Annotated in this window: 4 protein-coding genes; 1 reads left to right on the forward strand and 3 read right to left on the reverse strand. The window is 67.0% G+C overall.

The features are described 5' to 3' along the window. From CCN35_RS10495 to CCN35_RS10505, 3 genes are all read right to left on the reverse strand, one after another. Window positions 1-6278, reverse strand: a 6278-nt coding sequence (locus CCN35_RS10495) for an RHS repeat-associated core domain-containing protein (protein WP_107501039.1), incomplete at its 3' end; no start/stop codon positions are given. 189 nt (window positions 6279-6467) lie between these two features. Continuing rightward, window positions 6468-10601 carry a LamG-like jellyroll fold domain-containing protein gene (locus tag CCN35_RS10500; protein WP_067398272.1) on the reverse strand — a complete coding sequence of 1378 codons (4134 nt, stop codon included), beginning with the start codon at window positions 10599-10601 and terminating at the stop codon, window positions 6468-6470. A gap of 807 nt (window positions 10602-11408) precedes the next feature. After that, entirely contained in the window at window positions 11409-11945 is a 537-nt protein-coding gene (locus tag CCN35_RS10505) for an HNH endonuclease (protein WP_067398270.1), read from the reverse strand. Between the two features lie 332 nt (window positions 11946-12277). On the opposite strand from CCN35_RS10505, the gene CCN35_RS10510 reads away from it, so the two are divergent. Continuing rightward, window positions 12278-13381, forward strand: a complete 1104-nt coding sequence (locus CCN35_RS10510; protein WP_086792377.1) for a mechanosensitive ion channel family protein — start codon at window positions 12278-12280, stop codon at window positions 13379-13381. Window positions 13382-13737 lie beyond the last annotated feature (356 nt).

Consider the following 13737-nt stretch of genomic DNA (forward strand, 5'->3'; position numbering starts at 1 on the left):
CCGGCGCTGGTCTTGAGCCACTGGCCGGCCTTGAGATCGGTGGCGTCGATCCATTCACCGAGCTCGGGGACCCAGAAGGGGTGTCCGTCAGTGGCGGTGACAGTGGCCGTTTCAGAGCCCTGGTGGCCGTCGATGTCAATCGTGACCTCGACCAGGTGTTTGACGCCCTCACCCTTGATCTCGGCGGTGACGGTTTCGACGGCCGTTTCACCGGTCTTGGGATCGGTGGCCAATACCTTGTCGCCGATCTCCACGTCCTCAATCGGCTTGGTGCTGCCGTCCGCCATCAGCACCTTTGTTCCCGGCGTGAAGCTGTTGCGCTCACACTTCGCCCGTTTCATCTTCAACAGACGTTTCGCGTGGCGTGCTTCGCCCACTCCCGGAAAGATGCTGACCCCTCTCAAGGCCGCTTCTCTCCAGTTTCCCTGGTAGGCAGCGTGGATCCCGATGACTATATCAGCGGCGGGCCCCAGCAAGGGAAATACCGTTCCCAGCCCGTCGACGACTTCAGTCCAGTGAGGCTTCTTTGGGGTTAGGTCAACCCACTTGTTGCAGCCGAGGCACGCATTGTAGGAGTAGGTTTTCCCGCTCTTGGTCTCCTTGGTTTCCTTCCAATACCAACCATCCTTCTTTCTGGTCCAGGACTCCTTGTGGGTGACAGGAACTCCGGAGAGCGAGTTGCTCGGCACACATGTGCTGGTGTTGCCGCCACAGATTCCGTCCGGCCGAAGACCGGTGGGATCGGACAGGGTGACAGGGTTGTTGTTGGCATAGGTGTAGCCGTGCATCTGCTGAGGGTCGGCCAGGTCCATGACCGGGTCGACGGAGATGAAACGGCCGATGGCAGGGTCGTATTCGCGGGCGCCGAGGTGGGTGAGACCGGTGACCTTGGTGTCGTCGGTGCCGCCGACGAAGCCCTTGGTGCCAGGCCAGGAGGCCGGCTCAGTGCCGCGTATTCCACCAAAGGGCAGAGTGCGGCGCTGCGTGAGTTCCTGAGTGGCGGTGTCGACGGCGAGCTGGGCGGTGCCGTGGTGGTCGGCGAGGGTGAAGAAGACACTGCCGTCGTCGGTCTGAACAGCCTGATGTCCGCCGCCCAGGTCGTAGTAGCGGGTGGCCTTGGGAGTGGTGGACCCCTTGGCCAAAGTGATTTCGGTGTTGCCGAGATAGAGCGTGGTCTCGGTGGGAGTACGGGCGATGAGACGGTTGCCGTCAGCGTCGTAGAGGTACTCGGTGACCTTGCTGCTGCCGCCTTCAACGGGCTCGGTCACCTTCGCCAGACGGCCCTCCGCATCCCAGGCGAGGGTTTGAGTGGTGCCGCTCAGAGTACGAGCGGTGGTGTTGCCGGCCTCGTCGTAGCCGAAGGAATCCTTCGCGGTACCGGTCGGACCAGTGGTTGTGACGGAGGACAAGGTGTGCGGACGGGCACTGCCGGCCGCCGGGTAGGTGTAGACCCGCTTGGTGTCCTTGGACGCATCACCGGTGGTGTCGTGAAGTATTTCCGTGGCCCGGTTGCCGACCAGATCGTAGGTGTAGGAGTGCCAGTACGGGGCCGGGCCTCCCAGGACGCTGCCGCTGGGTGTCTTCGCGCACTCGGTGCTGCTCTGCGTCCAGGCTTCGGTCAGGCGACGCAAGTAGTCGTAGGTGAAGCACTGGGTGTCGGTGCCGAAGCGGGAGACGTCCGAGACGGACAGAACGTTGCCTGCTTCGTCATAGCGGTACGTGCTGTTCTGGTCGACTCCGGCGATGTCCTGGCGGTCGACGCGGGAGGTGGCCAGACGCTGGGTGCCCCACTCATAAGTGTTGGTGACCCAGGTCGCCTTGCTGCCGCTGTTGGACAGTGTGTACTGCAGGGGTTTGCCGGTGAGGCTGTAGCTGGTGGTGACGTTCAGACGCTGGCTGCTGCCCATGGCGATGGGACGCAGGGTGGCGTCCTCATAGGTGTAGGACACGGCTACAGCCGACAGGGAGCCAGCCTTGGGATAACCGATTCCCTGCACCTTGCCCGAGACGTTGTAGCTGGTTGTCGACAGATAAGTGCCTTGCAGGCTGCCTTCAGAGGCCGGAATCGTGACGGAGGTACGCAGCGGCCGGTAGAGGCGGTCGTAGGCAACAATCTTGGTCGTATAGGCGTTGCCGTCGGCATAGCGAGTGGACTCCGCCAGATGACCCTTGGCACCGTTCAGGGTGTCGTACGTCCACGAGGCACGCAGAACGCCGGTGGCTGAGCCTTCCCTCAGCTCGGTCTTGCGACCGAGGTTGTCGTAGCCGTACCACAGTGCCGGGGTGCCGGGGCGTGCGTCCTTGGTGGTGACCAGCTGGCCACGGTCGTCATAGGTATTGGTGGTGGTGCCCTTGTCCGGGTCAGTGGCCGTCAGCTGGCGACCCTGCAGGTCATAGGTGTACGACCAGGTGTTGCCTGCCGGGTCAATGACCTTCGACAGCTCTCCTCGTGGTGTGTAGGCGTACTTGGTCGTGTCGTAGGAGGCCTCGGCGCTGCGGGCATGGTGCTGCCGCAGCTCGACGATCCGTTCACGAGCGTCGACGAGCGTGGTGGTGGCGGTACCGCCGACCGGCGGGATGACCGTGGTCCGGTCGCCGCCATGGATCGTCTTGGTGATTCCCAGTACGGTGCCGCCGTCGCCGTTGCCGGCAATCTGCTTGACCTCGGTCTGGCGGCCCAGGCCGTCGTAGGTGTAGCGGGTCTGAGTTTCCACGCTGAGGGCGTCTTCGGGTTTGAACAGCGTGGTGGAGGGTGCGCCTGTGGTGTAGTAGGTGGCGAACTCCTTGGCCTTCAGACCTCGTTCGTCGTAGAAGGTGTCAGTCAGCAGGCGCCCGCCGTCAGGTCCGGGATCCTGGGTCTGGCGAGGGCGCAGGAAACCGTCGTAGAGGATGTAGGAGGTGCGCTGGACGCCGTTGTTGCCGAGGGTCTTGGTGCCTACCGCAACCGGTTGGCCATCGGTGACGGTGTAGGTGAACTGGTAGGTCGGAGTCTGGCTGGTGAGCCGGTCGGCCAGCCACACCTTGGTCGATCGCCCCAGGGCGTCGTATGCGAAGTCAACAGCGTTGTTGTTGGTGTCGATCTGCTTCTGGGGCAGGCCGCGGAAGATGTCCTGGATGGTGGTCGTGGTCTGAGCGGTGGTCGCATCGCCCGCCTTGGCCGGAGGCGTGGTCACCTTCACGGTGGTGGCGAAGCCGGTTGCGGGGGTGTACTCGGTCGTGGTGGTACGACCGTCAGTGCGCGCAGTGCGCGTGAGTACGCCAGTGTCGGTGACGGTCACATTGGCGGTCAGATCGGTGCTGGTCAGCTCCCGACCGTAGGCATCGTAGGTGGTTCCGGATTCCAGATAGACGGCGGTAGTGCCGTTGTACTGCTTCAGCACCGCGCTGGCTGTCGCGTCCCCCTTCGTGGGGACGGCATCGTATGCACCACCGTCGTAGGCAGTGCGCACGTCGGACATTACGTCCGCGGGGCGGCTGACGCTCGCACTGCAGGCCTTGGACACCTTCTCCTCCCGGGAAGGAAGAGTGAGGATGTTGTCGGCGGTGTTGGTGGCATAGGTGGTGCGCGTACAGATGTCGTCGGTGGCGGTGCTGACATCACCCCGGTCGTCGACCTGAGTGACCCGCCCGGCCACTGTGTCGAACTCGTTGTGGGTTTCGGTGATACGCCACTTCGCGCCGGCCCCGTCGTCCAGGGACGTCCACGTCTTGCTGCTCTTGGTTCCGGTGAAGTTGGCGGTGACGGTTCCCCAGCTGCGGACCTTCTTCGCGGTCTGGTGATGCCAAGGCCGGTTGACCGTCTTGGCCAGGATCTTGCCGCCGGGACCGGAGTAGCTGACGGTCTTGTAGGCGAAGCCGGCCGCGGACTCGTGGTCGGTGATCGGGTCGCCCTCTCCGTCCTCCAGGGTTACGGTCACGGACTTCGTTCCACCGCTGGTGTCCTTGCGGTCGCCGTCCATGCCGCGCAGGAAGTAGGTGTCCTCCTGCGTCTTCATCGCCGAGGCGCCACCCTGGCCACCGGTCTGCACACGAACCTGTCCGTAGCCACGCCACTGCGACCAGGTCTTGAACTTCTCCTTGGTCAGACCGTCGTCATCGTCGTAGTGCCAGGCCGCACCACCCAGGTACTGGTAGGTGGTGACCTGATCCGGTGCCCCGCCGGTACGGTCGGTGGCGGTGACAGAGGTGACTACGTACTTGTTGAACCACTGCCGTTCGGGATCGTCCGATGTGCTGCCGCCGATGTATTGCGGGAAGCAGCGTGTGGTGTTGGTCTGCGGCGTCGGCAGCGCGTTCCAGTCACAGGCCGGTGCCGAGTAGTTGACGTCGATCTGGCCGCCGGATTCATCTGCGACTGTGGACAGACGAGCCTTGATGAACGGCGCATAGCCATCACCGGTCTTGTCGAGGCGGTTGACCAGTTGGGTGTAGGCGAAGGTCGTCTTCGGCAAGCTGATCGCAGGGGTTGCGGTGTGACCGGTGCGCTGGACGGAGTCCAGCAGCAGCTGGTAATCGGTGTCCGCCATGCCCCAGCGGTGGGTCAGCTTCCAGGAGTCGACGTTCTGGTAGGCGCTGCCGTCGTAGACCTGGGTGGTCACCTCGGTGAGCCGCTTGCGGGTGAAGAACGCCGGGGAGAAGCGGCCCTTGTCACAGTCCTTGTCCGCGTCGCAGTTCAGGTCCCAGGGCGTGTCGTACCAGTAGGCGGCGTCCTTGTCGATGTCCGTGCAGGTGGTGGACGAGTTGGGCAGACAGCGCTCGGCATTGGTGAAACTGACTCTGGCCAGTGCCTTGGTGTCGTATACCGAGGAGGACTTCAGGCCGTACTCGATGCGGTCGAGGGTGCCGCCGCGTACGTAGCGGGTGTTGTCCTTGGCCTTCAGGTTGCGGCCGTAGGAGTTGGTCTCCTGGTTGTAGTAGTAGGCGATGGCGTTGCCGTGCGTGTCGACGACATAGTCGAGGTTCCATCGCCAGGCCTGCTGGCACCAGGCATCGGCGAACGACGAGGCGTGGCAGGGCTCGCCGGTGTCGTTGCCGAAGACGGGGACGGTCCAGGTGGAGTTTGTGGCCGGTTTGCCGTCCGTCCAGCCCGGCAGCCGGTTGTAGCCGAAGTAGTAGCGGGTGCCGTCCGGGTCGGTCAGACGCCAGTACTCGCCGTCGTTGTCACCGTTGCCGCGGCTGCTGGATACCAGACGATCGATCCTGGTGCCGTCGTCGTTCTTCAGCTTCCACGAGTTGGTCCCATTGGGAACCAGCTCGCCGCCCTTGCCGTTGAAGGTGAGGAAGGCGTTGTCGTATGCCCAGCAAAGGTCGCCCGGCTTATTGCCGTCGGCGTTCTCCACACCGTCGTCAGCGCAGGGCTTGTACTGGCGCTCGATGAAACCGGGCCACAGGTTGAAGCCGTCCCCCACCCAGGATGCCTGATTGTTGGTGTTGCCGGTACGCCCGTCGACGGTCCCCGACGAGTACGCCAACTCGACCGTGGGAGTCAGGCTGCCGGGGACGTCCGGCACCTGCATGTCGTACGACCAGACGAAGTCACCTGTGTTCAGACTGGTTTCCCAGGTCGCCGATGGTGAAAGCGGCGTGGCTTTGTAGTCACCGTTCGCGCTGTTCTCCTCCGCCACAGCGGCGAGCACCGTGAAGGCGCTGGTGCCGAGAGTCACGCTCCGCGCGGTAAGAGTCTGTTTCTCGGTGTCGTTGATCGTCTCGACTGGCTTACTGGTGCGGCACTGGGCCTTGTCCGGGGTGGTCAGCGCGCACGCCGGCAGTTCGACCAGGGTCAGACGGGAGGCGTAGCCACCACCGTATGCCTCGGCAAAGCCGGAGTAGTCGAGCGTGGCTCGCACCCTGCCGCCCCGGCCTGCCTCACCGTTCTTGCCTCTGCTCTTCGAACGCAGCGTGAAGAGCAACCCGTCGACGTTCGCCTTCTTCGCGGCCTCGCGGTCAAGGACACGCGCCTCGACCGCACCACTCGCCGACTTGGCATCGGAAATGCCCTGTGTGTCCAGTGCCAGCGGCAGCCCCTTGGCACGGGCGGCCTTGGAAACAGCGCTCCTCGAAGTGGTGGCGGGCAGCTCGACCGATGCCGTCGCTTCTTTGGGCCAGGCCGCGTCAGGTGGTGTCCGCGGAATACGCGGTCCCTTCATCAGGGTGCGTGGTTTGGTCTTGCCCGCTGAGCCGGGTATCGGCTTCTCGGACCGGGGAAGGGCAGGACGCCCCTTCCCGTCATCCGCCACGGCAGCCGACTGGGCCACTCCCTGCAGGAGCGTGCCGACCATGACCGCAGCCGAAACGAGTGCGACGCGTCGCCGCAGCGTTCTGAACCGCTTGCCCGATCTGCCGTTCATCCCATCCTTCGTTCTTCACTACGAGCCCAGCCTGCGTATCGCGAGCAGGCCGGAGCGGAAGTTGAATGCAAAGTCGCGGGTTTTGCGGCGGCCGGAAGGTCACAGGCCGCCGCCGTTGCGTCAGTAGTCGCCCGGTACCTCGGTGTCCATGCCGGGCAGTCCCTCGGCCAGTCGCCCGATCTGCGCCTTGCTCAGCACTCCCTGGAAGGCCCACACATCGGATACCGCGCCAGGCCAGTACTGGCCCCAAGTGCCTGTCCCCGTTTTGGCCCGGCCGAGTTGCATCGGCTGTGCCGACTTGAACGAGAGCACGTCATCCGCCCACGAGAAGCTGTCCCTGCAGGTCGTGTCGTTCGATGCGCCGTCTTCTTCCGTGTCCGCGCACGCGACCTCTTCCAGCTCGCCGTTCACATACAACGACAGTTGCTTGGCGAACCCGTCATAGACCAAAGCCACATGTGTCCAGTCGCTGACACTGAAGAACTGCCCGTTGTCGACCTGAGTGACTGCGGAATCGGCGGTGTCGGCAGCCGCCATTGTCAGCCGCCACCGTCCCGGCTCCTCGGGGGAGTCACCGGGCTCGTAGCGCACCGTGAACGCACTCTGCGACGTGCCGGGCACGCTGAGAAGCGTCGCGCTCTGCTCCGGAACCGCCGCCGCCTGCACGAATGCGGCAATCGTGAAGCTGGCGCTGGTGTCCACCGGCACCGTGGACGTCACTCCGTAGTCGTCGACACCGTCAAGAATCACGCCACCGTCGACCCAGCCGGAGTCGAGCTGCGCACCGCCGTACAGCGTCATGGCGTTGCCTGAGGCAGAGGCGTCCGGAGTCACCAGCGGGGAGCCCGACGCTGCCTCGAACTTCCACCGGCCCTTGACCAACGGTCGCTGCTGGAAGATCTGGCGGACCTCGTCGTCGGCGACCGGTCGGTCGAAGAGCCGTACGTCGTCGATGCTCCCGGGGAAGTAGTCGACGTAATCGCCCTTCCAGATGGTGCGGCCGACCTGCACGGGCCCCTGGGCCTCCCAGGTCTTGGGGGCGTCGGCGCTGCCCTGCAGTTGTCCGTTGACGTACAGGCGGATCTGCTGGGCGTCGACGTCGTGGACCGCCGTGAGGTGAGTCCACTCGCCGGGCCGTGCGGGCTGTGTGGCCCGCACCCGCTGGTCGCGGATGTTGCCCGACTCGACGTCCTCCAACGAGGTGCGCAGGGACCAGGTGTTCACCTCGGCCTCGTAGGAGAGGTAGAACGGGCTGTAGTAGGTGCCGCTCTGGCTGAGCACGGTGCGGTTGCCGCTGGTGCCCCCCTCGGGCAGCTTCGCCCAGGCGGAAATGGTGTACGAACGAGCCGTGTTGAGCACGGGCAGGTCCGTGGCCGCGTAGCCGCTGTTCCCGTCCAGCTTCAGGGCGCTGCCCGCGACTCCGCTCTCCCCCAGAGTGGCGCCTCCGTGCAGGGTCAGCGGCTGCTCGGCGGCCGTTCCGGCCGTTTCCTGGGCGCCGGCCTCTTCGTCCAGCGGGAAGACGGCCCGGGCCGGGCGTCCGGTCGTGAGCTCCTGGTCCTGGTACAGCCGCCCGACCTCGGCCGTGCTGACCGCCCGGTCGAAGATCCGCAGGTCGTCGACGGTGCCGGGGAAGAAGGACTTGTGGACACCGCTGTAGATGCCGGCACCCAGCTGAAGGCCGCGGCGGGCCTCCCAGGCGGTGGTGTACGCGGTGGCGCCGACCTGCTTGCCGTTCACATGGAGCCGCAGCTGCTTGGCCTTGCCGTCGTACACACCCACCAGGTGGGTCCACTCGCCTGCCTTGGCGTCTCCGGGTGCGGCGGCCATGGCCCGGGCGATGGAGGCCCCGGGTGTGTCGGAGGTGTACTGGTTGAACACCCAGCGGTCGTAGGACCGGGAGTAGTACAGCTCGAAGCCCGGGGAGTGATTGCCCGGCTGGGCGGCGATGATCGCCGCTGCCGTCGGCATCCGGTCGAGCCGCACCCAGGCCGCGACGGAGAAGCTGTCGGAGGTGTCCACCACGGTGAGGTCGGAGGCGGCGTACCCGGAGGTGCCGTCGAAGTGCAGTCCGGTGCCCTTCTTGCCCTCGGCCCCGAGGGTGGCGCCACCGTGCAGCCGGACGGTCCGCGGTGCGGTCGTGGACGCGGCGGTGGTGGCGCCGGCGCCCTCGTCCAGTTGCCAGGTCGCGCGCTCCGGCTGGCCGGCCTTCACCCGGAACTGGTAGGTCCTCACCTCGGATCCGTTGCCTGCCTGGTCGAATGCCTGGGCGGTGATGAAGTTCAGGCCCGGCTTGGCCGGCAGCAGGCGCACGGACTTGACCGCGCCGCCGGTGGTGGTGATCTGCTGCGCCGCGCTCGGGTCGGTGTTGAACCCGTAGCGGTAGCGGACCACGTCCGTCGAGGAGGAGCTCAGGGTGAAGGTGCCGTACTGGCCGACTCCGTCGTACCAGGGGTCCTCCGGGTCCTCCGGGTTCGAGGCCGGGTACTCGCCCGAGGTGATCGATGGTGCCTTGGGGATGCTGGTGTCGTAGTAGAAGTAGCAGGACGTCGGGTCACCCGCGTGCGACCACGGCGAGTACTGGGCCCCGTCATAGCTGCGCACGTACCAGTGGATCTGTTTGTTCTGCGGCACAGTGGACGGCAGGCTGATCGAGAAGCTGGACCCGGACTTCTTGAACGAGGTGAGCGCCGGCTTCCACCGGGCGATCAGCCCCTTGCCGTCCCCGGAGTCCCACTTCGCCTCGAACTGCACCGCGACGTTGTCGCCGTCCGGGTCGGTGATGTTGTTGGCATAGATCTTGCCCAGGGTGCGCACCCGCGCCGCGTCGGCCGGCTTCTTGCAGGCGCCGCCGTACTCCATGGTCAGCTGCGACATCTTCACCTGCGGCGGCGGCCGGTTGTACTGCACCCGCAGAAACGCCTTGTCCGAGAACCGCTTCCAGGCGTAGCCGTCCGTCTCGCTGGCCGCCCGCAGCCCGAACGTCATCGTCGAGCTCTTCTTGTCGGCGGCCGCCTGCACCGCCGCTTTCACATTGAATTCGGCGTCCTTGGCCGCACAGCCCGTGTAGCCGTAGGCGAACGACTTCGACGCCAGTTCCTTGATCCAGAAACCTGAGGCGTTCTGGCTGTTCCACGTCGTCGACGAGGAGATGTCCTTGGTCTGCCACAGCTCCACTGCTCGCGCCGAGCACGAGGCCGACCAGGTGTTGCGGACCACGAACTCCGCCGACAGGATCGACTTGCCCGCGAACGTCGAGGTCGGGATCCGGTAGAACAGGCGCTTGGTGTCATGCGGAGCGCAGTAGGACCAGTTGCAGTAGCCCAGACCGGCGTCCGAGGCACCGTTGAACTTCCACTGCGGGGAGGACGCCCAATACTTCGACACCATCGTCCACGCCGATGCCTTCGGCGTGTACCACTGCGGGTCGATGTAGACGGGGTAGGTGGTGTCGGCGCCCCTGAGGACGTCGGTGTCCGGGGTCAGCACCACTTCCTTCTGCCCGGCCGTCACCGCCACGTCCACCGGCGCCAGCTTGCCCGACTCCGCCGCACCCGGCTCGCGGTCCCCCGCGGCCTGCGCACCGGACGTGGGAGCGCCTGACGCCACGGAGGCACGCGACACCGCGGAGGCGCGCGACGCTGCTGCCTGCTCGCCGGTGCTGGAGTCCCACATCATCGGCTTCGGCGCCTCGAACACCGCACCAGCGGCACCTTTGTCGACGGCTTCCAGTCCGCCCTGGTCGGTCTCGCGCACCTCCAGCCCCGACGCCGACAGCCTCATCCGCAGCTCGGCCAGCTCCGGGTTCGCTGCGGCCTGCGCCGTCTTGACCACCAGCAGCTGGGTGAAGCCGTCCTCCTGCGCGGTCATCCGCAGATCCACGTCCGGTAGCACCGACGGATACGTCGCCACCGCACCGTCCAGCCGGGGCTTCGGCAGCGGGGTCGGCCACGTCAGGCTCAGCTCCCGCCCGGCGCGCCGCATGCGCACCAGCGGCGCCGTCCCACCGCCCCCGGAGAACTCCACGTCCACCGTCGCTGCCTTGGGGGCCACCGTTCCCTCGTCGGTCGTCACCAGGCTGGTGTCCACCCGCTTCCAGCCGCCCGGACCGCGGGCCCAGACCGGACGCAGATATTCCTGCGCCTGCAGACGGCCCTCCGGCGTGGCGAACACCTCGCGGGACTCCCCGCGCAGGGCGGAGATCTCCACCGGCTTCCCCGTACGCCTGGCCTCGGCCAGCGCTTCCGCCTCCGACATGCCACCGGTGGTCGTGGTGGTTCCGGCACTCTGCGGCGCCGTCGGCACGTCGGCCGCGGCCTCACCGCTCAGAGCTGGAATCGCCCCCACGGCCAACGTCACGCTCAGTAGCGCCCCGATGGCTCTGCCCCCGCCCCGCAATCGGGTCCACACGCTTGTCACACCCCACCCACAGTGCTTTCACAGTTGTCTGCCCAACTAAGGCATGTGAGCTGACGTGAGGTCAACCGACAGAAAAGGGGCATCAGTTGACCCAAGATCAGCAAGTGGATGTGACAATCGGCACGTTTACTGAATTGATTAAGATCAGGTAAAGCTTTGGTCTCCGTCGGATCCCCCGCCCAAAGCTTCTACTCCTGTGAGCGAAGCGCGATCAGCCGCCTTCATTCGTTACGCTGCGTAACCAAACGCGACCGGCCACCCCGCAGGCGCGCAGCAGTGCACACAGCCCGCTGGTGAGCAGCGCGGCCGACGGAGGTGAAGCCGGGGACCAGGGTGAGCAAGGGGGAACAAGGGGGAACAGGATGATGCGGGCGTAGTGGCTCCCTCTTCCTCCCCCCGCCCCTCTGCGACGGCACTCCGCACACCCGCGCCTCCTGTCGTGGGCATGCCGTCCGTGAGGGCGCAGGGATTGGGGCACGGCGGCACTCTGAAGGCGACGGGCGGCCCCACCGCCGAGCCTGCGGGCCCAGGGCGGGCTCCGCCGTCGGGGCCGTCGGCGGCCCGGAGCGGCCGTTCAGGGCCTGCGGCCGGGCCGGAGGGCCCGGCCGCAGGCCCGTCGTCCGCCGATGCAAAAGCCCGGAGTCGTCAGGCGGAGATGCCGTCGATCCGGGCCAGGACGTCGTCCGCGCCGTACGGCTGCAAGTAGGGCAGCCAGCGCGGGTCCCTATGGCCGGTGCCGATGATGCGCCAGGCCAGGCCGGTGGGCGGGGCCGGCTTGTGGCGCAGGCGCCAGCCGAGCTCGACCAGGTGGCGGTCGGCTTTGATGTGGTTGCAGCGGCGGCAGGAAGCCACCACGTTGTCCCAGACGTGCTTGCCCCCGCGTGAGCGGGGGACGACGTGGTCGACGCTGGTTGCGACGCCGCCGCAGTACATGCACCGGCCCCCATCGCGGGCGAAGAGCGCTCGCCTGGTCAGAGGAACGGGTCCCCGGTAAGGAACCCGCACGAAACGCTTGAGCCGGACCACGCTGGGTGCGGGGACGGTGAGGCTTGCGCTGTGCAGATAGGCGCCTGACTCCTCGAGGCAGACTGCCTTGTTCTCGAGGACGAGGACGAGCGCGCGGCGGAGAGGTACGACGCCGAGCGGCTCGTACGACGCGTTGAGGACCAGGACATGCGGCACGGGTGCCTCCTTGTACGCCTGCGGCGCGTGGCTCGCGCCGGGGCTGCCTGGAGTAAGTTTCCCCTCTCGCCTGGTGAGCGCGCCACCATGTCACGGTAACGGGACGGGAGTGTTTTCGACCACACCGGATCCGGTCCCGAAGCCGTTCTCCTGCCGCACGACCTGCTCAAAAGCCGCTCGGCACCACCTCTCGCGGGCCATCCTGCGCACTTCGCACCGTTCCCCTCGCTGTGCCCCGTTAGTGTGGTGGTTCTGCCCGTCCGGTGACCTCTTCGTGACCTCGACGACATCGATTCCTTGCCGGAGGGTGGATGCACCTGGAGGTACCTGCCGTGTCCTTGCCCGCCGTCCTGCCGGCCGCCGGTTCCTCGCCGTCGCCTTCTCCGTCGGAGACCCCGGCCCTGACGGTCCCCACGCTCCAGGACGCGCACGAGAGCGCGACGAACGCCGCCAGCTGGGTCGAGGAGAACTGGTCCACGTGGCTGGCGATCGGCCTGAGGGTCCTGTTGATCCTGGTGATCGCGGCGGTGCTGCGAACCGTGGTCCGCCGGGCGATCACCAAGCTCATCGGCCGCATGAACCGCACGGTCCGGGCGGTGGACGGCACCGCGCTGGGCGGGCTGCTGGTCAACGCCGAGCGCCGCCGGCAGCGCTCCCAGGCCATCGGCTCGGTGCTGCGCTCGGTGGCGAGCTTTCTGATCATGGGCACCGCGGCCCTGATGGTGCTGGCCACCTTCGAGATCAACCTGGCCCCGCTGCTGGCCTCGGCCGGTGTGGCCGGTGTGGCGATCGGTTTCGGCGCCCGCAACCTGGTCACCGACTTCCTCTCCGGCGTGTTCATGATCCTGGAGGACCAGTACGGCGTCGGCGACACGATCGACGCGGGCGTGGCCTCCGGCGAGGTGATCGAGGTCGGCCTGCGCGTGACCAAGCTGCGCGGTGCCAACGGCGAGATCTGGTACGTCCGCAACGGCGAGGTCAAGCGCATCGGCAATCTCTCCCAGGGCTGGGCGACGGCCGGCGTCGACGTCACCGTCCGGGCGGACGAGGACCTGGACAAGGTGAAGGCCGTCCTCGACGAGGTCGCCGAGAAGATGGGCAAGGAGGAGCCCTGGAACGAGGTCCTGTGGGGCCCGATCGAGGTGCTCGGCCTGGACAGCGTGCTGCTCGACTCGATGGTCGTCCATGTCTCGGCCAAGACCATGCCGGGCAAGTCGGTGGCCGTCGAGCGCGAGCTGCGCTGGCGCATCAAGCGGGCCTTCGACGCGGCCGACATCCCCATCGTCGGCGGCGCGTCCGCCCCGGCGGAGGAGGAGGGCCCGGCCCCCGATCCCACGGCAGGCATGGCGCCTCCCTCGGCGTATGCCAACCCCACCTCCCCGCAGTCGCTCGCGGCCTCGCCGATTCCGCCGCAGTCGCCGTCGATGACCAAGTGACCGGCTCCGGGCCGGTCGGCACGGAGGTCGGCACGAAGCAGCCGGCCCGGAGCGGAACGGTTCAGCACACGCGTTCGGCCGAAGAGGGGCGGGCTCCCGGCGCGGTGCGCCGGCCACGGGGTCCGTCGTACCGCCGAAAGGCCCGGCGCGGGCATGGTCCGGCACCGGCGCGGCAAGAAAACCAGCGAAACCAGCGACGAGCGCCGAACCCTCAGGGAGCCGGTGATGACGCAAGGGGGACCCCACCGACCTGACCGTTCCCGTCGGCTGGGCGTCCTCGTCCCGCTCCCGGGCCGGCACCGGCCCCCGCGCCTGAGCCGTCTGCGGTGTCCCGCGCCCCGTCCGGGCCGGCCGCG

Origin of the sequence: Streptomyces thermovulgaris, assembly GCF_002155915.1 — a bacterium.
Lineage (GTDB): Bacteria > Actinomycetota > Actinomycetes > Streptomycetales > Streptomycetaceae > Streptomyces > Streptomyces thermovulgaris.